The sequence below is a fragment of the Sphingomicrobium marinum genome, from assembly GCF_026157105.1.
Classification (GTDB): domain Bacteria; phylum Pseudomonadota; class Alphaproteobacteria; order Sphingomonadales; family Sphingomonadaceae; genus Sphingomicrobium; species Sphingomicrobium marinum.
The window spans coordinates 79791-100598 of sequence record NZ_JANPVQ010000001.1; the positions used below are offsets into that span (position 1 = coordinate 79791).

Genomic DNA, 20808 nt, shown 5'->3' on the forward strand with positions numbered 1-20808 from the left:
TGGGCTAGGCCGCAACCTCATGGCGCGAGACGAGGATCCGAAGAGCTGGCACCCGGCTGCCTGGCGACACCGCCCTGCCGAGCAGTTGCCGACCTATCCCAATGCAGATGCCTTGGCGCAGGTCGAAGCAAAATTGCGCGCTGCGGCGCCCGTCATCCGTATCGAGGACGCTGCCCGGCTGAAGCGGGCGCTGGGCTGCGTGCGCGAGCGCGGATTTGTCCTGCAAGGCGGCGATTGCGCAGAGAATTTCGACGATCGCGTTGCCGATCGGGTCGACCGACTGGCCGGCCTGTTCGACGCGATGGCGAACGCCTTGGGCGATCGCGAACACCTTGTCAGGATTGCGCGCATCGGCGGCCAGTTTGCCAAGCCGCGCACTACGCTCATCGAGCGGCAGGGCGATGTCGAGCATCCCGCCTATCGCGGCGACATGATCAACGCGCGGTCGTTCGGTGCCGAGGCGCGGGCACCTGATCCCGCGCGCATGCTGCGCGGCCACGCCCAATCGGTCGGCACCGCCGCCACGATGGGCGTCATCCGCCAGGACAGCGCACCGATCTATACCTGCCACGAAGGCCTGCTGCTCCCATACGAGGAAGCGCTGACCCGCCGCGACGCAGATGGCAGCTGGTGGGCGACCTCGGCGCACTTTCTCTGGCTGGGATATCGCACCCAGCAGGTCGATGGCGCGCATGTCGAATATCTGTCGGGCATCGCCAATCCGATCGGGATCAAGTGCGGCCCCGGCCTGACGCCGGATGCACTTGCCGCCATGTGCGACAGGCTCGATCCCGACGATACGCCCGGACGCCTCACGCTGATCGCCCGCTTTGGCGCCGATCGCATTGAACAGGAACTGCCATCGCTACTGGCTGTCACCAAGGGCCGCGCCGTAAACTGGATCGTCGACCCGATGCACGGCAACACGCAAAAACATGAAGGACGCAAGACACGCCGCGTCGAGGCCGTGCAGCGGGACATGGAGGCCTTTTTTGCGCTGACGCGAGAAGCCGGCGTGAAGCCCGCCGGTGTGCATCTTGAGATGAGCCCCAACGATGTCACCGAATGCCTTGGCCTTGGGGTCGATGATCTCGACCCGGCCTATCGCACCGCCTGCGACCCGCGTCTCAATCGCACGCAGGCCTTGCATATCGCGCAGCAAATCGGAACGCTGCTGGCGTGAAACCCGTAAGTGCGCATCCCAGCCCCGGCTTCGGCGGCACCGCGACCGTGCCCGGCGACAAGTCGATCAGCCACCGCGCACTGATTCTGGGCGGCCTCGCCGACGGCACGACGCGTATAAAGGGTTTGCTGACGAGCGAGGACGTGATGGCAACCGCCGCTGCGGTCGAAGCTTTCGGCGCGACGATCGAACGCGGCGAAGACTATTGGTCGGTTACCGGGGCTGAATGGCAAAGCCCGGGCACCGAGATCGATTGCGGTAATAGCGGAACGTCCGCCCGCCTGCTGATGGGGGCCGCCGCCGGCTTCGACGGATTGCGCGCCACCTTCAAGGGCGATGCGTCTCTGTCAAAGCGCCCGATGGAGCGGGTCATCCGCCCGCTGACGCGCATGGGCGCCAAATTCGAAGGCGGCGACACCCTGCCCGTCACCCTGCACGGCGCACAGCTCGGCGGGATCGATCATGAAAGCGCGGTCGCCTCGGCGCAGGTCAAGACAGCGATCCTGCTGGCGGGGCTGCGTACCAAAAGCCCGGTGCAAGTGATCGAACCTCACCCCAGCCGCGATCATAGCGAAGTCATGCTCGCCATGTTCGGGGTCGAAGGCGATGCCGAACAGCTCGAGGCAGGGTGGGCGGTCTCGCTCGGCAAGCAGCGTCAACTCACCGCTACCGATATCGTCGTCCCTGCCGATCCTTCATCGGCTGCGTTTCTCTGGGCTGCTGCCGCCATTATCGATGGTGCCAGCGTCACGACACCCGGTGTATGCATCAATGCAACGCGCACCGGCTTCATCGAAGCGCTGGAGCGGATGGGTGCGGGGATCACGCTCGACAATGAGCGTATCCAATCGGGCGAGCCGGTCGCCGACATTACGGTGACGCAGGCGCCGCTACAGCCGATCCATGTCACGCCCGAACAGGTCCCCGCGACGATCGACGAGCTACCGCTGCTGGCCTGCGTCGCCGCCTTTGCCGAGGGCGAAAGCCATTTCGAGGGCATCGGGGAATTGCGCGTCAAGGAAAGCGATCGCCTCGGCGCGGTCGCTGCCGGACTGGCCGCCAATGGCGTCAGCTGTTTTCCCGAAAAGGACGCGCTGCGGGTCCTCGGCAAAGGTGAGGTTCGCGGCGGCGGCACGGTCATGGTGCATCACGATCACCGCATCGCAATGGCGTTCCTGACGCTTGGCCTCGGCGCGCAAAATCCCGTGCGGATCGATGACATGAGCCCCATCGCCACCAGTTTTCCAGACTATATTTCGCTGATGCAATCGCTCGGCGCACGGCTAGAACAGGGCGTATGAGCATCAACAGCTTCGGCCATCTCCTGCGCCTGTCGACCTGGGGCGAAAGCCATGGACCGGCGATCGGCTGCATGCTCGAAGGTTGCCCGCCGGGTCTTGCGCTCGATGAGGCGGCAATCCAGGCGTTTCTCGACAAGCGCCGCCCCGGCACCGGGCGCAACGTGTCGCCGCGCCAGGAACCCGACCGTGTCCGGATCCTGTCCGGCGTCTATGAAGGCAAGACCACCGGCACGCCGATCGCGATGGTCATCGACAATGTCGACGCGCGCTCGAAGGATTATCCCGCCGACGCCCCCTATCGGCCCGGTCATGCCGATTATAGCTATGACGCGAAATACGGTTTGCGCGATCCACGCGGCGGCGGCCGCGCCAGCGCGCGCGAAACGGCAATGCGCGTTGCAGGTGGTGCGGTTGCCCGGCTGATCATCCCCGATGTCTCCATCATGGCGAAAGTCGTGGCCATCGGCGGTGAGACCGATGCCGCAAAGTGGGACGCGATGCTCGACGATGCGCGCGGCGACGGCGATAGCCTTGGCGCGCTGGTCGAGTGCACTGCGACCGGCGTTCCCGCCGGATGGGGCGCACCGGTTTACGGCAAGCTCGATGCCGCGCTGGCGGGCGCGATGATGTCGATCCCCGCGGTGAAAGGCGTGGAAATTGGCGAGGGCATGAACGCCGCGGCGCTCAAAGGCAGCGAAAATGCCGATCCGATGCGACCCGGCCCCGAATATGGTGCCAACCATTCGGGTGGCACGGCGGGCGGCATTTCGACCGGCCAGCCGATTGTCGTGCGCGCCGCCTTCAAGCCGACCAGTTCGATCCGCAAGCCCGTGCCGTCGATCAATGCGGCGGGCGAGCCCAAGGATGCGGTCACCAAGGGCCGCCATGATCCGTGCGTCGGCATCCGCGGTGCCCCCGTCATGGAAGCGATGATGGCGCTGGTGCTGGCGGACCATTTCCTGCTCCACCGCGCGCAGTGCGGCTAAAGTTTCGCTAGCACCCGCCGCGCCATCGGCATTGTCAGCACGGTACTCGCCACCGCCATCAGCAACAGCGCCGTAAAGGCCGTCGAGCTGATCACGCCGCGATCCAGCAGGATGTTGGCGAAGATGATCATGATCAGCGCCTTGGTCTGGAGGAGCCAGCCAACAAGTCGCGCATCGCCCTTCGCCCAGCCGAGCAGGCGCCCCGCAATGCCCACGCCGATCAGCTTGCCCGCCACGGCCGCGACCAGCAGCCCGGCAGCAACCAGGACGACGTCCCAGCCGCCCATTTCCCAGCTGGTTCGCAAGCCCGTCGACAGAAAGAAAACCGGCATGAGAAGGAGAAGCACACGGTCGCGCAAGGCATCCACTTTCTTATGCCCGAACCATTTTGCTTCGAGCACCGCGCCGGCAAGAAACGCGCCGACCATGAAATGCAAGCCCGACCAATCGGCCGCGAGCGCGACAAGGATCAGCCACCCCAGGGAAAGCGGCCAGCGGTCCCGGCCGCCCAGCCGCGCGAACAACCAGCGCGCCGCTACCGCCGCCGCAATGAAGCCGAGCAGGAACAGCCCCTGACGGCCAAGCCTGTCGGTATCGAGCAGCACCAGCGCCAACAGCCCCCAGACGGCAATGTCATCGAGGCTGGCGTAGCGCAGGACGCGCTGGCCGAGCGGCCGGCGCAGCAATTCGAGCCGCTCGAGGAAAAGGACGAGGATTGGCAGCGCGGTGACGGCGCACGCCATGCCTACACCGACGCTCAATTGAAGCGGCGTCCCATTGGGGCCGAGCCAGCGCGGGTCCGCCATTAGCCACCATGCCGCCGCGGTGCCCAGCAGGAATGGCACTGCGAGCGCGAAGCCCGACGTAACGGCGGTATCGGTCTTGGCGGTCCACGCCTGCTTCAGATCGAGCTCGAGACCAGCCACGAAGACGAACAGCATGACCGCCCACCAGGCGATGCCGGTGAGCAATTGCAGCACATCGGGCGTGAACAAGGCGGCATGGGCCTCGGGCGCTATAGCCCCTGCGATGCCGGGTCCGAGCAGGATCCCGCCGACGATCTGCACGACCACCAGCGGCACCACGCGATCGCCCAGGATGCGCCATGCCAGCCACGGCACGAAGAAGATGACCAGCAGGGCGAGGAGGAACAGTTCGGAGACCGGCATCAATGACACTTGAAACGGTCGAATGGTTCAAGACAATTATTGCACTGCCACTGGGCTTTGCATGGCGTTGAACCAAAACGGCTAATTTCTTTTGTATCAAGCGAACCACAGTTGGGACACTCGACATCGTCCGATCGCTGCGGCGGGGCGATGCCATAGGCCTTGAGTTTGGCCTTGCCTTCCTCGCTGATCCAATCGGTCGACCATGGCGGCGACAGGCGGGTCTCGATCATCACGTCGCGAAATCCGTTGGCGTCCAGCGCGGCGCGCACGTCCGCCTCGATCGCCGCAGTTGCGGGGCACCCCGAATAGGTCGGCGTTATCACCACCTTGCCATCCTCGATGCCGCGCACGATGCCCAGGTCGACCACCGAGATCACCGGGATCTCGGGATCGGGCACGCCCGCCAGCACGTCCATGATGGCGGCGCGGTCCATCAGACCCGCTCGATCGCCAGCGCGATGCCTTGCCCGACGCCGATGCACATGGTGCACAGCGCACGCTTGCCGCCGCGCTCGTGCAATTCCTGCGTCGCCGTGAGCGCAAGCCGGGTCCCGCTCATGCCGAGCGGATGGCCGAGCGCGATGGCGCCGCCATTGGGATTCACATGTTCGGCATCGTCGGCCACGCCGAGTTCGCGCAGCACCGCAAGCCCTTGCGCCGCAAAGGCTTCGTTGAGTTCGATCACGTCGAAGTCGTCGATATGTAGCCCCAGCCGGTCCATCAGCTTGGCCGACGCGGGTGCCGGCCCAATGCCCATGATGCGCGGCGGCACCCCGGCAACAGCCGCGCCAAGGACGCGCGCCCTGGGGATGAGGCCGTGACGCTTCACCGCCTCTTCGCTCGCCACGATGATCGCGCCCGCGCCGTCATTGACGCCCGAGGCGTTACCCGCCGTCACCGTGCCGTCCGGCTTTACGATGGGACGCAGCCCGGCCAACACCTCAGGGCTCGACAGTCGCAGATGCTCGTCGTGCTCGACGATCTTGGGGTCGCCCTTGCGCTGCGGGATGGTGATCGGGACGATCTCCTTTGCCAGCCGCCCGCTCTTTTGTGCGCGATCCGCACGCACCTGGCTTTCATGCGCGAACCTGTCCTGGTCTTCGCGGCTCACGCCATATTGTGCGGCGACGTTCTCGGCCGTCTCGGGCATCGAATCGATTCCGAATTCTTCCCTCATGCGCTTGTTGACGAAGCGCCACCCGATCGAGGTGTCGTAGACCGCGTTGGCACGCGAGAAAGCGCTGTCGGCCTTGGGCATCACGAAGGGCGCGCGCGTCATGCTTTCAACGCCCGCTGCGATGACGAGGTCGGCCTCGTCCGCCTTGATCGCCCGCGCCGCCATCGACAGCGTGTCGAGGCCCGATCCGCACAGCCGGTTCACCGTGGTGCCCGGCGCGCTTTCGCCCAGCCCCGCCAGCAATGCCGCCATGCGCGCCACGTTGCGGTTATCCTCGCCCGCCTGATTGGCATCGCCCATGATGACATCGTCGAGCATCTCCCAGTCGATCCCGGGATTGCGTTCTTTCAGCGCCGCCAGGGGGATTGCAGCCAAGTCGTCGGTGCGGACCTGGCTCAGCCCGCCGCCATAGCGCCCGATGGGTGTGCGGATCGCATCGCAGATAAAAGCATCGCGCATCCAAATCTCTCCTTCATATGTTGAGCGTCCTGACGGCACGGCCGTTCCAAATCAAGGAGGTGCGATATGGATATCCCTGCAGGCTGGACCAAGAGCGAGGACGGCAAGGCTATTGTGCGTCGGTTCGAATTCGCTGATTTTTCCGAAGCCTTCGCCTTTCTGACTCGCGTCGCGATCGCCGCCGAAAAGGCCGACCACCACCCCGAAATCGAGAATGTCTGGAACAAGGTGACGCTGACGCTGACCACCCACGATTCGGGCGGCCTTACCGACAAGGACGCATCGCTCGCGGCGACGATCGACGGCCTGGTCGCCTGACGGTTCGTAGAAATTCACCTTTCCTTCACCGCCCGATCTGCATAGGGTGCAGGCAATGACTCGCAAATTCGCCCTCGTACCGACGTGCGCCGCTTATGCCGCGCCGACGTACGCTTATGCCTATATTAGGCGTGCGGTGGAGACGAGTTAGACTTCAAGGGAAGACGTAACCGACCACCGCCCGCCTCGCGAATAGCCAGGCGGGTTTTTTATTGCCCAAAGCCGGAGTGAGAAGATGTTCGAACCCAAGATCAGTGCCGCCGATGCCACCGCCACCCCGGATTGGCAGCGCTATCTTGTGGCGCAGGACTGGCATCGTTTCACGCCGGCGGATCATCGCACCTGGGATCGGTTGACCGAACGACAAGTGCGGTTGCTCGAAGGCCGGATCGTGTCGCCCTTTCTCACCGGTTGGAAACGGCTCGGGCTTTACGAGCCCGGCATCCCCGAGCTCGACCGACTATCGGATCGCATGGAAGCCGCGACCGGCTGGCGCTGCGTGTCGGTCGCGGGGATCGTGCCCGATGCCGAATTTTTCGCCATGCTCGCCGACAGGCGTTTCCCGGTAGGTAACTTCATCCGCGATGGTCGCCATCTCGACTATCTGGAAGAGCCCGACTGCTTCCACGACATCTTCGGCCATGCGCCGCTGATCGCCTATCAGCCCATGGCGCGGCTGATGGAAGCGATGGGCAACCTGGGCGTTGCCGCCTGCGCTGCGGGACACGGCGACATTATCAGCCGCCTCTACTGGTACACGGTCGAATTCGGGCTGGTGCGCGAAAGGGGGCAAACCCGCATCCTTGGCGCCGGCCTTGCCTCGAGCTTTGGCGAAGCGAGGCGTAGTCTTGAGGACGACGTGCCGCGTCCGCTGTTCACGGTGGAGGAGGCTGCAGCAACGCCCTACGAAAACGATCATTTCCAGCCGATGTACTTCGTCAGCTCCGCGCTTGATGACGTCGCGGCGCAACTCGAATCGCTTGATACGGCCGCGCTGATGCGGCTCGCCGCCTACCGCCCGATCAGAAAACCTGCTGCCGCAGCCCCCAGCGACAGTATGAGCGACAGCGCCACGTAGAGCGCTGCCGTGCCGGTCTCGCCACGCTCCCACAGGGTCAGCGTGTCGAGACCGAAGGCACTGAAGGTGGTAAAGCCGCCGAGCAGGCCGGTAACGAAAAAAAGTTTGGCCGGCTGGCCGACGCCTTCGAGCGTGCCGACCGCCAGTCCGATCGCAAGGCATCCGGCGACATTCACCGCGAGGGTGCCGACGGGAAAGCCGGTGCCGAATTCCGCCAGCGTCCATTTGCCGACCAACCAGCGCAGCACCGCACCGATACCGCCGCCGAGGAAGACTGCCAGCGCATGCGTCATCTAATGCGCCGCCTCGCCCTTCTTGACCGGACTGCCGCCGCCATGAAGCGGGTGGTGACCGAAAACGCGGGTCACGATCTGGACGATGATGAAGCCCCAGACAAAGCCGACAATGGCCGCGCCCAGCGTGTTGACGATCCATTCGATCACGCCGTTGCCCCGCCCGATGCTTTCGGACGCGTGATGCACGGCGTCATAGATGAATTCGAGGAAGTGCAGTTCGTGGAAGCCGTGGAGGATGATCGCGCCGCCGACCCACAGCATCGCCGCCGTGCCGACGACCGATAGGAACTTGAGCAATTTGGGAACGAACTCGACCATGCCGTGGCCGAAGCGCGCCGAGGCCCCCTCGCCCTTGGCCAGGTGCAGCCCGATATCGTCGAGTTTCACGATCAGTCCGACCGATCCATACACCACTACCGTGACGACAACCGCGACGATGGCGAGCGCGCCCGCCTGCATCCAGATGCCCTCGATCAGGCCCTGCGCCGTCAGCTCGTTGAGGGTGATTGCCATGATTTCGGCGGACAGGATGAAATCGGTGCGCACCGCGCCGGAGACCTGCCGCGCCTCCAACTCTTCCGGGGTATCCGCGGCAACAAGGGTTGCCTCGCCGTGATGATCTCCGGTGATTGCCTCGAGGATCTTCTCGACCGCCTCGAAGGCGAGGTAGCTGCCGCCCAGCATCAGGATGGGGTAGATCAGCCACGGCGCGAACTGGCTGAGCAAAAGCGCGGCGGGCAGCAGGAAGATGAGCTTGTTCTTGAAGCTACCCTTGGTGATCTTCCAGATGATCGGCAGTTCGCGGCTGGGGTCCAGCCCGGTGACGTAGCGCGGTGTGACAGCCGCGTCGTCGATGATGACCCCCGCCGTCTTGCTCCCCGCCCGCCCGGCGGCGGCAGCAACGTCGTCCACCGAAGCAGCCGCGGTCCGCGCAATCAACGCGACATCGTCAAGTAACGCAATTAGACCCGATGGCATGCACTCACTCCCTGTTGCGAAGGTCTGCGTTAGCGGGCGTTCGCGCGCCCTTGCAAGCGCTGCGTCTTTCGAGCAGGGAGCAGCCATGCTTGCAACGGATTTCATCAAGGCCAATCCGGACATCGTCCGCAAGGCCATGGCCGCCAAGAATGTCGATCTCGATCTCGACCATTTCCTCGCGCTCGAAGAAGAGGTGCGCGGGGCGAAGACCCGGATCGACGAGCTGCGCGCCGAGCGCAATGCGATTTCGGCCAAGTTCAAGGACGCGGCGCCCGAGGAAAAGGCCGAACTTGGCCGCCGGTCGAAAGAAGCGGGCAACAAAGCCAGCGAGCTTGAACAGGCGGTCGCCGACAAGCAGGCCGAGCTGAAGGCGATGATGCTGCAGATGCCGGGCATCCCATGGGAAGGCGCGCCGGTCGGGCCTGATGAAAGTTACAACACCGTCATCCGCACTGAGGGCGAGAAGCCCGAGTTCGATTTCGAGCCGCGCGACCATGTCGAGCTGATGGAGATGAATGGCTGGGCCGATCTGTCGCGCATCGTGCAGGTCTCGGGCAGCCGCACCTACTGCCTCAAGGGCCGCCTGGCCTTGCTTGAACAAAAGCTGATGGCCTGGGCGCTCGAAACGATCATGGGCAACGGGTTCGATCCGATCACCGTACCGGCAATCGCGCGCGAAGACGCCTTCATCCGCCAGGGCCAGTTTCCCGGCCACCGCGAAGAGACTTACGAGCTGGAAAAGGACGAAATGTTCCTTGCCGGCACCGCGGAGGTGGCGCTCACCGGGCTGCACTCGGGCGAAATCCTCGAGGCCGACCAGCTGCCTGTTCTCTACGCCGGCTATTCTCCATGCTTCCGCCGCGAAGCGGGGAGCGCTGGCCGCGACGTGCGCGGACTCCTTCGCGTTCACCAGTTCGTCAAGGTCGAACAATATGTGATTTGCGAAGCCGACGAAGCGGTCAGCGCCGAATGGCACGCCAAGCTGCTCGCCGCAGCCGAAAGCCTGCTGCAGGCGATGGAGATCCCCTACCAGGTGATCGAGACCTCGACGGGCGACATGGGGCTCGGCAAATTCCGCATGAACGACATCGAAAGCTGGGTTCCCAGCCTTGGCAAGTATCGCGAAACGCACAGCTGTTCGACACTGCACGACTGGCAGGCTCGCCGCGCCAACCTGCGCTATCGCGGCGAAGACGGAAAGCCGGTGTTTGCGCACACGCTCAACAACACCGCGCTGGCGAGCCCGCGCATCCTCGTGCCGTTCCTCGAAAATCATCAGACGGCCGAGGGAAAAGTGAAGCTTCCGCCTGCGATCCATGCGATCATGGGCGGCGATGAGTATCTCTGACGACGGACGCTCGGCCCTCAAGGAGGGCGAAGGCGAAGACATTCCGAGCCTGTTTGCGCGCGCCATCGATGTTTCCAGCCACCTCGTGCGCATGGGACGGCATATTGGCCACCTGGGACCGCGCGGACCCGAAGACGGCATCCCCGCCCTGGTCATCCCCGGTTTCCTGTCGAGCGACCGCACGACGCTCGAACTGCGCCGTTTCCTCGCGCGCGATGGCTGGCGGGTGCATGGTTGGGGGCACGGGCGCAACAACGGCGCCTATGAAGGCATCCTCGATGATCTCGAAGCGCGGCTCGACGCCATTCGCGGCGATCGGCGGGCGCTGGTCGTCGGCTGGAGCCTCGGCGGCGTGATGGGGCGCGAACTGGCGCGCCGGCGACCCGAGAAAGTGCGTGCGATCGTCACTTTGGCCTCGCCCTTCTCAGGGCATCGCAAGCTCAACAACGTGTGGCGCGAATATGAGCTTGTCGCCGGGCACCGCGTCGATGATCCGCCGGTTGAGCAGATACCCGACAAGCCCCCTGTCCCCACGATGAGCATCGTGGCGGCCAAGGACGGCCTCGTCGCCCAGCGCGCGCAAATCGGCTTGCGCGACGAATGCGACCGCGTCGTGATGCTGCCGTGTGGTCATATGCGGATCGGCAAATCGCGTCCCATGCTAAAACGCGTGGTGCGCGAGATCCGTACGTTCGTCGACAAATAAGCCCACTTTTCCGCGGTTTGCCTTGATGTTGCCGCAGGTTGGCCCCATGTTGGCATTATGTTCTGGTCGCGTAACAAGTCTGTTGGCGCGACGGCCACGGTGCCGCCGCCGGCAATCGACCCCGACACCATCGCGCCGTCGGGGTGGCATCGCACACGCGAATTCTTCTGGCAGTTGCCGCGCAACCTCACGCATTGGGAAAAGGTCGAGCCCAAGGGCCGCAAAAGCGGTCCGCCCGCGATCGTCCTTCCGGGTTTCATGTCGACCGATCGGTCGACCCAGCAGTTGCGCCGCGCGCTGGCGCGTCATGGCTGGCGGGTGCATCCTTGGGGTCTTGGTATGAACAAGGGCGCGCGCGCGGGCTTGCTGGAAGAACTCGAAGCGCGGCTCGATATGATCGGCGGCGGCAACAAGGTGATGGTCGTCGGCTGGAGCCTGGGCGGCCTCTACGCCCGCGAACTGGCGCACCGCTATCCCGACAAGGTCCGCGCGGTGGCGACGCTCGCCTCGCCCTTTTGCGGCGATCTGAAGACCAACAACAACGTCCGCTGGCTCTATGAACGGGTGGCGGGCCACGACGTGAACGAGCCGCCGTTCGAGCGGTTCGAGCACAAGCCCCCCGTGCCCACCATGGCCTTCTGGTCGCGCAAGGACGGCATCGTCGCGCCCCATGCCGCGCGCGGGGAAGAGAACCATTGCGACTGCGCCATCGAGATCGATACGCACCATATGGGCTTTGCCATCTGGCGCCCCGCATTGTCGCAGATCATGCGCCACATGCACGATTTCCTCCACGAACATGAAGGCGCGCCCCCGACCAAAGGGATGTGGCGCAAACGCGATCGAATCCGCGGCCGCTGATTCGCCCGCTTGACTCCGACCATCGAGTCGAGAGAAAAGAACAAAACCAGAACATAAATGGTGCGAGTCGTGTGGCTGAAGCTGTCTCCTTCATCGCCGGCGGCCGCGCTGCCTTGGCGTCGGTGGGCGCTGCGGCAGGCGGATCCGTACGGCCTCAATCTACGCCCCCGGACGAGCCGGGCGGTGAGCGCTGGCGGCTGCCTGCGCCGTCGAAACCCACGCTGTGCGAGGTCTTTTCCAACCACCCGCGCGATGCCGGCTGGGCGGGTTTTCTCACCGCGCAGCTTGGCAGCGGGCCCGTCCTGTGGGTGCAGGAACGCATGGCGATCATCGAAGCCGGGCGTGTCCACGCGCCGGGATTGCCGGGCCTCGACCTCGTCCATGTCAGCGCGCGCGATGCCAAGTCCGCGCTGTGGGCGATGGAGGAGGGGCTGCGATGCGACGCGTTAGGCGCCGTGATCGGCGAACTGTGGGCCGAACCTTGTGCGCTCGACTTCACCGCGACGCGGCGGCTGGCCTTTGCTGCCGAAAAGAGCGGAGTGCCCTGCTGGCTGGTACGCGTGGGCGCGGGCGACGCCAACCTGTCGGGCGCGCGCTTCCGCTGGCGGCTGGAAAGTGCGCCCAGCCTCGCCAATCCGCTCGATGCAAAGGCACCGGGAACGCCCGTGTGGAACGCCGAGCTGTTTCGCGCGCGTGGCCATCCTCCGGGGCAATGGAGGTTGGTCGATGACCCGGCGCGCGGACCCTCGGCTCGTCTCGATCTGGCTGCCCCGACTGTCGGTGGAGCGCTGGCAAAAGCTGGATGGCGCGTCGCATCCGGCTGATGCCCCGATCGTGCTGACCCGCGAGGGATCGCACGGCCTTCTCATCCACGCCGTCACCCGCGCCGCCGCCCAAGCGGGCGCGCGCGCTGGCCAGCGGCTTACCGACGCCCGCGCCGTCGTGCCGTCGCTGATCGCCATCCCGGCCGACCTAGCCGGCGACCGGGGACTGGTCGAGCGGCTGGGACGCTGGGCCGGGCGCTGGTCGCCGCTGGTCGAAGTCGATGGCGCGGACGGCCTGCGCTTCGATGCCACGGGCGCTGCGCACCTGTTTGGCGGCGAGGCAAGGATGCTGCTGGAGATCGAAACCAAATTCGCCGGTCTCGGGCTTACCGCGCGCGCCGCCATGGCGCCTACGCCCGGGGCCGCCTGGGCGCTGGCACGATATGGCCCCGATGGGGTCGGGGAGAGGAGCTATTCGACACACTCCTCTCCCCCACATCCGCGCCTGCTCGGCCCGACCGGCCGCCGCCGCGCCGTGCAGGGCGAGATCGCCCGCGCGCTCGCCCCGCTTCCTATCGAAGCGCTGCGCATCGGCCCTGAAGTCGTGCGCACGCTGCAACGCCTCGGGCTCAAGACGATCGGAACGCTGGCCGGGATCGAGCGGCGCAGCCTCGCGCGCCGCTTTCGCGACAAGGACAACCCCCTCGATGCGCTCGACAAGGCGCTGGGCAAGGCGAGCGAGCCGCTGACCCCGACCAGGGGCGACCGCCCGCCCCGCGCGCTGGCGCGCTTCAAGGAACCGGTGACCGATCCCGCCGCTGGCCCCCAAGCGCTCCGCCGCCTCGTCCCCGAACTGGCGCGCGAACTGGAGGATCGCCGGCTTGGCGCGCGGCGCCTGGCGCTGATTGCCTACCGCGTCGACGGATCGATCCACCGCATCGAGGCCGCCACCGCCTTCCCCACGCGCGAGATCCCCCACCTGAACCGCCTCCTCGGCGAAAAGGCGGAGGCGCTCGACCCGGGTTTCGGGGTCGATGCAGTCGCGCTGGTCGCGCCCTGGACCGAACGACTGGATGCGGCGCAGGACGCGCTCGATGGCAAGGTGCCGCAAGCGGTCGAGGTCGGCCGGCTGGTCGATCGCATCACTGCCAAGCTGGGGGATGATGTCGTCACTCGCCCGCATCGCGCCGCCAGCCACCTGCCCGAACGCAGCGCTGGCTGGCGCCCCGCGCTCGCTGACGGGGCCAGCGAAGAAAAGGCGCCCGTGCAGGCGCCGCGTCCGCAGCGGCTGCTCGACCGGCCCGAGGCGATCGGCGTCCTCTACGCCACCCCCGAAGGCGTGCCGCGCCGCTTCGTCTGGCGCCGCGCAGTCCACGACATCAGGAAGGTCGAGGGGCCCGAACGGATTGCGCCTGAATGGTGGCGCGAATTTCGCCCGGCGCGCCTGCGCGATTATTACCGCGTCGAGGACCAGGCGGGCCGCCGCTACTGGATTTTCCGCGAAGGTCTGCACGGTGACGGGCGCGGCGGCGATCCTGCCTGGTACATCCATGGGCTGTTCGCCTGATGCCCGACAAGACACCCTCTTTCGCCCGCAAAAGGCTGCTGCTCGATGATGGCGCCGCGCCGCCCCAGCCGGGGCGCGCGCCCTATGTCGAGCTGGGCATCACCACGCCTTTTTCCTTCCTGCGCGGCGCATCGGATGCGATCGAGCTTGTCCTTACCGCGCTGGAAAAGGGCATGGACGCCATCGGGGTTGCCGACCGCGATACGCTGGCCGGCGTGGTGCGCATCCATAGCGCCGCGAAGGCCGCCGGGATGCGCCCGCTGATCGGCTGTCGCCTATGCCCCGTCGATGCGCCGCAGCTCCTCGCCTACCCCTTGAACCGCGAAGGCTATGGCCGCCTTTCCAGCCTGCTCAGCATGGGCAAGATGCGCTGCGAGAAGGGCGAATGCGACTTGAAGCTGATGGAAATCGCCGCGCAGGCGCAGGACATCGCCTTCATCGCCATGCCCGGCGACGATCTCGACGCGTTCGCGGACCAGCTGCCCACGCTCTCGAAGATGCTCCCGCAAATGCAGCATATCGGCGCTGCCTATCTCTATCGCGGTGACGACCGCGCCCGGATCGAGCGGCTCGACCGCCTCGCCCGCGCGCATCGCCTTTCCATTCTCGCCACCAACGACGTGCATTATCACGCGCCCGAAAAGCGCCCCTTGCAGGACGTCATCACCTGCATTCGCGAAAAGGTGAAGCTGGCGGATGCGGGCTGGCACCTCCACGCCAACGCCGAACGCCACCTCAAGAGCCCCGAAGACATAATCGCGCTGTTCGACCGCTGGCCGCACGCGATCCGCGCCACCCGCGACTTTGCCGATGCCATTGACTTCAGCCTCGACGAGCTGCGCTACGAGTACCCTGAGGAAACCTGCCCCCACGGGCGCACCCCGCAGGAACATCTGGTCGCGCTTACCTGGGAAGGGGCGGACCGGCGCTATCCGCGCGGTATCCCTACCAAGGTGCGCGCCCAGCTGAACAAGGAACTCGCGCTGATCGAGCGCCTAGACTTTGCGCGCTATTTCCTCACCGTCCACGACATCGTCGCCTTTGCGCGCAGCCTCGATCCGCCGATCCTGTGCCAGGGACGCGGCAGCGCGGCCAACAGCGCGGTCTGCTATTGCCTCGGCGTTACCGCGGTCGATCCGTCGACCACCAACCTCCTGTTCGAGCGCTTCATCAGCGAAGAGCGCAAGGAGCCGCCCGATATCGACGTCGATTTCGAACATGAGCGGCGCGAGGAGGTGATCCAGCACATCTATGCCAAATATGGCCGCGCGCGCGCCGGCATCGCCGCAACCGTGATCCACTACCGCCCGCGCATGGCGATCCGCGAGGTCGGCAAGGTGATGGGGCTTTCCGAAGACGTGTGCGCGGCCATCGCGTCGACTTTCTGGGGATCGATGGAAAGCGAGATGCGCGACGAGCGCGTCGCCGAGGCCGGGCTCGACCTGGCCGACCCGCATTTGAAGCGCGTGGTGCTGCTGGCCGAACAATTGATCGGTATGCCGCGGCATTTGTCGCAGCACGTGGGCGGGTTCATCCTCACCCAGCGCCCGCTCACCGAAACCGTCCCCATCGGCAATGGCGCGATGGCGGATCGCACCTTCATCGAATGGGACAAGGACGACATCGAAGATCTCGGCATTCTCAAGATCGACGTGCTCGCGCTGGGGATGCTGACCTGCTGCCGCAAGGCGTTCGACCTGATCGAGCAGCACCAGGGCGAAAAATGGACGCTCGCCACCATTCCGCAGGAGGAACCCGGCGTCTACGACATGCTGTGCGAGGGCGACAGCTTGGGCGTCTTCCAGATCGAGAGCCGCGCGCAGATGAACATGCTCCCGCGCCTGCGCCCGCGCGAATTTTACGATCTCGTCATCGAGGTCGCGATCGTGCGCCCCGGCCCGATCCATGGCGACATGGTGCACCCCTTCCTCAAGCGCCGGCAGGGCAAGGAATCGGTGGTCTTTCCCTGCCCCGATCCGCGCTACGGCCCCGCCGACGAGCTCGAGAGCATCCTTGCACGCACCCTCGGCGTCCCGGTTTTCCAGGAGCAGGCGATGAAGATCGCGCTGGATGCCGCCAAGTTTTCGAGTGCCGAGGCCAACCAGCTCAGGAAAGCGATGGCGACCTTCCGTTCGCGCGGCACCATCGACCTGTTGCAGGACAAGATGGTCGGGCGAATGGTCGAACGCGGCTACGATGCCGACTTTGCCGAGCGCTGCTTCCACCAGATCCGCGGCTTCGGCGAATATGGTTTCCCCGAAAGCCACGCCGCGAGCTTTGCGCACCTCGTCTACGTGAGCAGCTGGCTAAAATGGCGCTACCCCGCCGCCTTTGCCGCCGCTCTTTTGAACTCGCAGCCGATGGGTTTCTACGCGCCCGCCCAGATCGTGCGTGATGCCAAGGAGCATGGCGTCGAAGTGCGCCCGGTGGACGTGAACCATTCCGAATGGGACTGCACGCTGGAGGTGATCGAGGATGATCGCGCGCCCCAGCCGCAGCGACGCAGTTGGGGATCGACCGCCTTGCCCGGGCAGCAATGGGCCCCCGACAGCCTGCCGCCGCCTTCCCCGCGCGTGGCGCTCCGGCTCGGCATGCGACTGATCGACGGGCTCAGGCTCGACGCGGCAACGCGGATCGTCGCGGCGCGTGCGCAGTGCCCTTATGAAAGCGTCGAGGAAGTTCGCCAGCGCGCGGGCGCCAGCGTGAGCGCGATCACCAAGCTGGCCGAAGCCGACGCCTTCCGCTCGATCAAGCTCGACCGCCGCCAGGCGCTATGGGACGCCAAGGCATTGAAACAGGCGCCCGACCTGCCGCTCTTTGCCTTTGCCGATGCGCGCGATGAAGGCTGGGAGGTGACGCAGGTGCGCCTGCCCACTATGCGCCTGTCCGAACAGGTGGTGACCGACTACCAGACCACGCGGCTCAGCCTCAAAGCCCACCCGATGCAGTTTCTGCGGACCGAGTGCCGGGCGCGCGGCCAGGTCACCGCGTCCGAACTACGCTCGATGCGCTACGGGCGGCGCGTGACCATCTCGGGTCTCGTGCTGATCCGCCAGCGCCCGGGCAGCGCCAAGGGTGTCTGCTTCATCACCATCGAGGACGAAACCGGCGTCGCCAACCTCGTCGTCTGGCCCGACGCGTTCGACAAATATCGCAAGGTGGTGATGGGGGCGCGGCTGCTCACCGTCACGGGCATCGTCCAGCATGATGACGCGGTCGTCCACGTCATCGCCGCGCGCCTGCAGGACGATACGCACCGCCTCACCGAACTGTCGGAAGACCTGATGCCCGCCACCCAGGGGCGCGGCGACGGGGGCGGCGCATGGGCACCCTCCGGAGCGCGCGGTGACGAAGCGGCCGGTGGCAGCGGAGGCCGGATGCCCGAAGCCGCAGCGCGCACCACCGGCATTCATCCGCGCAACGTTACCTGCATCCCCAAAAGCCGTGACTTCCACTAGGCCGTGAGCGTCCCCGCGACGACGGCATCCTGCAGCGCGGCCATTTCGTCGGCCCAATAGCGATCGCTTTCAAGGTAAGCGCTTTTCTCGCGGATGCGCGCGTGAAGCTGCTGCAGTTTGGGCGAAGTCTTGAGCGGGGCGTGATAATCGACGCCTTGTGCCGCTGCGATCAGCTCCACCGCAATCACGCCCGCGGTGTTCTGCGCGATTGCCCTTGCCTTGCGCGCCGCGATGGGGGCCATCGATACATGGTCTTCCTGCCCGGCGGACGTCGGGATGCTGTCGATGCTGGCGGGATGCGCCAGCGTCTTGTTCTCGCTGACCAGCGCGGCGCTGGTGACCTGCGGGATCATCAGCCCCGAATTGACCCCGCCATCCTCGATCAGGAAGGCCGGGAGCCCGCTCATCTTGGGATCGACGAGCACGCTGGTGCGGCGCTCGGAGATGCTCGCCACCTCGCACAGCGCCATCGCGATTATGTCGGCCGCAAAAGCCACCGGCTGGGCATGGAAATTGCCGCCCGAAATCGCTTCGGGGCCTTCCTCGAACAGGATCGGGTTGTCGGTCACCGCGCCGGCTTCGATCTCGAGCGTCGCCGCCGCGCTGCCGAGCAGGTCGAGCGCCGCGCCCATCACCTGTGGTTGGCAGCGGAAGCTGTAAGGGTCCTGCACCTTGCCGCAGCGATGATGGCTGTCGACGATCTCGCTGCCGTCGAGCCAGTCGCGAAGCGCCGCCGCGACCCTGATCTGGCCGGGCTGGCCGCGTAGCTCGGAGATGCGCGGGTCGAAGGGCTTGGTGCTCCCCTTGAGCGCATCGACCGACAAGGCGCCCGCCGCCACCGCGGCATCGAAGATGCGGCCCGCAACGAACAGCGCGTCGAGCGCAATCGCGGTCGACGCCTGCGTGCCATTGATGAGCGCCAGCCCTTCCTTGGGCCCGAGCTCGATCGGATCGAGCCCGATCTTCTGGAGCGCTTCGCTGGCCCTGAGCGTTTCCCCTTTAAGGTCGATCCACCCCTCGCCAAGCAAGGTCGCGGTCATGTGCGCCAGCGGGGCAAGGTCGCCCGAGGCCCCGACGCTGCCCTGGCTGGGCACCACCGGCATCGCATCGTGATCGAGCAGCGCCTGCAGCGCATCGGTGACCAGCGGGCGGACGCCCGAATGCCCACGGCCAAGCCCCAATAGCTTCAGCACGATCATCAACCGCACGACGTGGCGCGGCAGCGGCTGGCCGAGCCCGCAGCTGTGCGACAGGATAAGGTTGCGCTGCAATTCCGCCAGCCGCTCGGCGGGGATGCGTTCGGACGCCAGAAGCCCGAAACCGGTGTTGACGCCGTACACAGTCTCCCCGCCTTCGACGATGCGGGTGACGATGTCGGCGCCCTTGGCGATGCGCGCCTGCGACGCTTCGTCGAGCGAACAGTTGGCGCCTTCCCAGACCGTGCGCAGCTGGTCGAGGCTGATGGCGATCGGATCGAGTTTCATCGACCATTCTCCAGCATCGGCATGTCGATCCCCTGTTCGCGGGCGCAATCGATGGCGCTTTCATAACCGGCGTCGGCGTGACGCATCACGCCCGTGCCGGGATCGTTCCACAACACCCGTTCCAGCCGCCGCGCCGCGTCCTCGGTGCCGTCGGCAACGATCACGACGCCCGAATGCTGCGAATAGCCCATGCCAACGCCGCCGCCATGATGCAGCGAAACCCATGTCGCCCCGCCAGCGGTGTTGAGCAGCGCATTGAGGAGCGGCCAGTCGCTGACCGTGTCGGACCCGTCGAGCATCGCCTCGGTCTCCCGGTTGGGCGATGCGACCGAGCCCGAATCAAGATGGTCGCGCCCGATGACCACCGGCGCTTTCAGTTCGCCGCTTGCGACCATTTCGTTGAAGGCCAGGCCAAGCCGGTGACGCTGGCCCAGCCCCACCCAGCAAATGCGCGCGGGAAGTCCCTGGAAAGCGATGCGTTCGCGCGCCATGTCGAGCCAGCGGTGGAGGTGCGGATCGTCGGGGATCAGTTCCTTCACCTTCTGGTCGGTCTTGTAGATGTCTTCGGGGTCGCCCGACAGCGCAGCCCAGCGAAACGGACCGATGCCGCGGCAGAATAGAGGGCGCACATAAGCGGGGACGAAGCCCGGGAAATCGAACGCGTGGGCCACGCCCTCGTCGAAGGCTTCCTGGCGGATGTTATTCCCATAATCGAACGTCGGAATATCCATGTCCTTGAAGGCGAGCATCGCTTTGACGTGCGCCGCCATGCTTGTCCGCGCCGCCTTGGCGAGCCTTTCCGGCTCCTGTTCCCGCGCGCGCATCCATTCGGCGACGCTCCAGCCTCCCGGACAATAGCCGTTGGCAGGATCGTGCGCGCTGGTCTGGTCGGTCACCGCGTGAGGCCGAATGCCGTCCTTCACCATCTGCGGCAGGATCTCGGCAGCGTTGCCGAGCACACCCACGCTGACCGGCGCGTCGGCCTTGCCGATGATCTCGAGCGCTTCTTCGATGCTGTCGGCGCGGTGATCGAGATAGCGCGTTTCCAGCCGCTTCTCGATCCGGCTTTCTTGGCATTCGATCGCGATGCAGTGCGCGCCTGCCATGACCGCGGCGAGCGGCTGCGCGCCGCCCATGCCGCCAAGGCCTGCGGTTAGGATCCACTTGCCCGAAAGATCTCCGTCATAATGCTGGCGGCCCATCTCGACGAACGTTTCATACGTACCCTGCACGATACCCTGGCTGCCGATATAGATCCAGCTGCCCGCGGTCATCTGGCCGTACATCATGAGGCCCTTGGCATCGAGTTCGTTGAAATGTTCCCAATTCGCCCACTTGGGAACGATGTTGGAATTGGCGATCAGAACACGAGGCGCATCCTTGTGCGTGGGAAAGACGCCTACCGGCTTGCCCGACTGGACGAGCAGCGTTTCGTTTTCTTCAAGCCGCTCGAGCGTTTCGACGATCTTGTCGTAGCAGGCCCAGTTGCGCGCGGCGCGCCCGATGCCGCCATAAACGACCAGCGCCTGCGGATCTTCGGCGACCTCGTCATCGAGATTGTTCTGCAGCATGCGCACCGCGGCTTCGGTGGTCCAATGCTTGGCCACCTTCTCGGCACCCGTGCGCGCCTTGATGTGGCGACTATTGTCGCGCCGTTCGCTCATCATTCCCC

The 20808-nt window shown here is 65.7% G+C and carries 18 protein-coding genes; 11 read left to right on the plus strand and 7 right to left on the minus strand.

What is annotated here, in order from left to right:
- The first annotated feature begins 19 nt into the window (after nucleotides 1-19).
- Genes NUX07_RS00415 through NUX07_RS00425 form a run of 3 tightly spaced genes read left to right on the plus strand, consistent with a single transcriptional unit; the run spans nucleotide 20 to nucleotide 3470 of the window.
- Entirely contained in the window at nucleotides 20-1183 is a 1164-nt protein-coding gene (locus NUX07_RS00415; protein WP_265528041.1) for a 3-deoxy-7-phosphoheptulonate synthase, read from the plus strand.
- Nucleotides 1180-2484, plus strand: a complete 1305-nt coding sequence (gene aroA, locus NUX07_RS00420) for a 3-phosphoshikimate 1-carboxyvinyltransferase (RefSeq protein WP_265528042.1) — start codon at nucleotides 1180-1182, stop codon at nucleotides 2482-2484. Before NUX07_RS00415 ends, aroA begins: the two co-directional genes overlap by 4 nt.
- The gene (locus tag NUX07_RS00425) at nucleotides 2481-3470 is read left to right on the plus strand and encodes a chorismate synthase (protein WP_265528043.1); all 990 of its coding nucleotides are present in this window, start codon (nucleotides 2481-2483) and stop codon (nucleotides 3468-3470) included. The genes aroA and NUX07_RS00425 overlap by 4 nt, the downstream gene beginning before the upstream one ends.
- On the opposite strand, the gene NUX07_RS00430 is transcribed toward NUX07_RS00425, so the two are convergent.
- Genes NUX07_RS00430 through pcaF form a run of 3 tightly spaced genes read right to left on the minus strand, consistent with a single transcriptional unit; the run spans nucleotide 3467 to nucleotide 6278 of the window.
- On the minus strand, nucleotides 3467-4639 hold the full coding sequence (locus NUX07_RS00430) for a cation:proton antiporter (RefSeq protein WP_265528044.1): 1173 nt from the start codon (nucleotides 4637-4639) through the stop codon (nucleotides 3467-3469). The two genes, NUX07_RS00425 and NUX07_RS00430, sit on opposite strands and share 4 nt — an antisense overlap.
- Entirely contained in the window at nucleotides 4639-5076 is a 438-nt protein-coding gene (gene paaD / locus NUX07_RS00435; RefSeq protein ID WP_265528045.1) for a 1,2-phenylacetyl-CoA epoxidase subunit PaaD, read from the minus strand. The genes NUX07_RS00430 and paaD overlap by 1 nt, the downstream gene beginning before the upstream one ends.
- Nucleotides 5076-6278, minus strand: coding sequence for a 3-oxoadipyl-CoA thiolase (pcaF, locus tag NUX07_RS00440; RefSeq protein ID WP_265528046.1), 1203 nt, complete (start codon nucleotides 6276-6278; stop codon nucleotides 5076-5078). The genes paaD and pcaF overlap by 1 nt, the downstream gene beginning before the upstream one ends.
- Nucleotides 6279-6344: 66 nt before the next feature.
- On the opposite strand from pcaF, the gene NUX07_RS00445 reads away from it, so the two are divergent.
- Together NUX07_RS00445 and NUX07_RS00450 are read left to right on the plus strand one after the other, a co-directional pair.
- Nucleotides 6345-6596, plus strand: coding sequence for a 4a-hydroxytetrahydrobiopterin dehydratase (locus NUX07_RS00445; protein ID WP_265528047.1), 252 nt, complete (start codon nucleotides 6345-6347; stop codon nucleotides 6594-6596).
- Between the two features lie 235 nt (nucleotides 6597-6831).
- Nucleotides 6832-7674 carry a phenylalanine 4-monooxygenase gene (locus NUX07_RS00450; protein WP_265528048.1) on the plus strand — a complete coding sequence of 281 codons (843 nt, stop codon included), beginning with the start codon at nucleotides 6832-6834 and terminating at the stop codon, nucleotides 7672-7674.
- Here NUX07_RS00450 and crcB read toward each other — a convergent pair.
- Together crcB and NUX07_RS00460 are read right to left on the minus strand one after the other, a co-directional pair.
- Complete coding sequence (crcB, locus tag NUX07_RS00455; RefSeq protein WP_265528049.1) at nucleotides 7608-7967, minus strand: fluoride efflux transporter CrcB; 360 nt, start codon at nucleotides 7965-7967, stop codon at nucleotides 7608-7610. The genes NUX07_RS00450 and crcB overlap by 67 nt on opposite strands.
- Entirely contained in the window at nucleotides 7968-8948 is a 981-nt protein-coding gene (locus NUX07_RS00460) for a DUF808 domain-containing protein (RefSeq protein ID WP_265528050.1), read from the minus strand.
- An 85-nt stretch (nucleotides 8949-9033) separates the two neighbouring features.
- Between NUX07_RS00460 and serS the strand changes: the two genes are divergently transcribed.
- The 6 genes from serS to NUX07_RS00490 all read left to right on the plus strand — a co-directional run bounded on the left by serS (nucleotide 9034) and on the right by NUX07_RS00490 (nucleotide 17652).
- The gene (gene serS / locus NUX07_RS00465) at nucleotides 9034-10296 is read left to right on the plus strand and encodes a serine--tRNA ligase (protein WP_265528051.1); all 1263 of its coding nucleotides are present in this window, start codon (nucleotides 9034-9036) and stop codon (nucleotides 10294-10296) included.
- Entirely contained in the window at nucleotides 10283-11002 is a 720-nt protein-coding gene (locus NUX07_RS00470) for an alpha/beta fold hydrolase (RefSeq protein WP_265528052.1), read from the plus strand. The genes serS and NUX07_RS00470 overlap by 14 nt, the downstream gene beginning before the upstream one ends.
- Nucleotides 11003-11059: 57 nt before the next feature.
- Nucleotides 11060-11863, plus strand: coding sequence for an esterase/lipase family protein (locus tag NUX07_RS00475; RefSeq protein ID WP_265528053.1), 804 nt, complete (start codon nucleotides 11060-11062; stop codon nucleotides 11861-11863).
- Nucleotides 11864-11934: 71 nt separating this feature from the next.
- Nucleotides 11935-12687 carry an ImuA family protein gene (locus NUX07_RS00480; protein ID WP_265528054.1) on the plus strand — a complete coding sequence of 251 codons (753 nt, stop codon included), beginning with the start codon at nucleotides 11935-11937 and terminating at the stop codon, nucleotides 12685-12687.
- A complete protein-coding gene (locus tag NUX07_RS00485; protein WP_265528055.1) occupies nucleotides 12590-14194 on the plus strand; it encodes a DUF6504 family protein in 1605 nt (534 codons plus the stop codon). The genes NUX07_RS00480 and NUX07_RS00485 overlap by 98 nt, the downstream gene beginning before the upstream one ends.
- Nucleotides 14194-17652 carry an error-prone DNA polymerase gene (locus NUX07_RS00490; RefSeq protein WP_265528056.1) on the plus strand — a complete coding sequence of 1153 codons (3459 nt, stop codon included), beginning with the start codon at nucleotides 14194-14196 and terminating at the stop codon, nucleotides 17650-17652. The genes NUX07_RS00485 and NUX07_RS00490 overlap by 1 nt, the downstream gene beginning before the upstream one ends.
- Here NUX07_RS00490 and hutH read toward each other — a convergent pair.
- Together hutH and hutU are read right to left on the minus strand one after the other, a co-directional pair.
- On the minus strand, nucleotides 17649-19136 hold the full coding sequence (gene hutH, locus NUX07_RS00495; RefSeq protein WP_265528057.1) for a histidine ammonia-lyase: 1488 nt from the start codon (nucleotides 19134-19136) through the stop codon (nucleotides 17649-17651). The two genes, NUX07_RS00490 and hutH, sit on opposite strands and share 4 nt — an antisense overlap.
- Entirely contained in the window at nucleotides 19133-20800 is a 1668-nt protein-coding gene (gene hutU / locus NUX07_RS00500; RefSeq protein WP_265528058.1) for a urocanate hydratase, read from the minus strand. The genes hutH and hutU overlap by 4 nt, the downstream gene beginning before the upstream one ends.
- Between the last annotated feature and the right edge of the window lie 8 nt (nucleotides 20801-20808).

Coding starts and splice junctions, on each gene's coding strand:
- NUX07_RS00415 (WP_265528041.1), top strand. CDS start 20: ATGGCGCGAGACGAGGATCCGAAGAGCTGGCACCCGGCTGCCTGGCGA.
- NUX07_RS00425 (WP_265528043.1), top strand. CDS start 2,481: ATGAGCATCAACAGCTTCGGCCATCTCCTGCGCCTGTCGACCTGGGGC.
- NUX07_RS00430 (WP_265528044.1), bottom strand. CDS start 4,639: ATGCCGGTCTCCGAACTGTTCCTCCTCGCCCTGCTGGTCATCTTCTTC.
- paaD (WP_265528045.1), bottom strand. CDS start 5,076: ATGGACCGCGCCGCCATCATGGACGTGCTGGCGGGCGTGCCCGATCCC.
- pcaF (WP_265528046.1), bottom strand. CDS start 6,278: ATGCGCGATGCTTTTATCTGCGATGCGATCCGCACACCCATCGGGCGC.
- NUX07_RS00445 (WP_265528047.1), top strand. CDS start 6,345: ATGGATATCCCTGCAGGCTGGACCAAGAGCGAGGACGGCAAGGCTATT.
- NUX07_RS00450 (WP_265528048.1), top strand. CDS start 6,832: ATGTTCGAACCCAAGATCAGTGCCGCCGATGCCACCGCCACCCCGGAT.
- crcB (WP_265528049.1), bottom strand. CDS start 7,967: ATGACGCATGCGCTGGCAGTCTTCCTCGGCGGCGGTATCGGTGCGGTG.
- NUX07_RS00460 (WP_265528050.1), bottom strand. CDS start 8,948: ATGCCATCGGGTCTAATTGCGTTACTTGACGATGTCGCGTTGATTGCG.
- serS (WP_265528051.1), top strand. CDS start 9,034: ATGCTTGCAACGGATTTCATCAAGGCCAATCCGGACATCGTCCGCAAG.
- NUX07_RS00470 (WP_265528052.1), top strand. CDS start 10,283: ATGAGTATCTCTGACGACGGACGCTCGGCCCTCAAGGAGGGCGAAGGC.
- NUX07_RS00475 (WP_265528053.1), top strand. CDS start 11,060: ATGTTCTGGTCGCGTAACAAGTCTGTTGGCGCGACGGCCACGGTGCCG.
- NUX07_RS00485 (WP_265528055.1), top strand. CDS start 12,590: ATGACCCGGCGCGCGGACCCTCGGCTCGTCTCGATCTGGCTGCCCCGA.
- NUX07_RS00490 (WP_265528056.1), top strand. CDS start 14,194: ATGCCCGACAAGACACCCTCTTTCGCCCGCAAAAGGCTGCTGCTCGAT.
- hutH (WP_265528057.1), bottom strand. CDS start 19,136: ATGAAACTCGATCCGATCGCCATCAGCCTCGACCAGCTGCGCACGGTC.
- hutU (WP_265528058.1), bottom strand. CDS start 20,800: ATGAGCGAACGGCGCGACAATAGTCGCCACATCAAGGCGCGCACGGGT.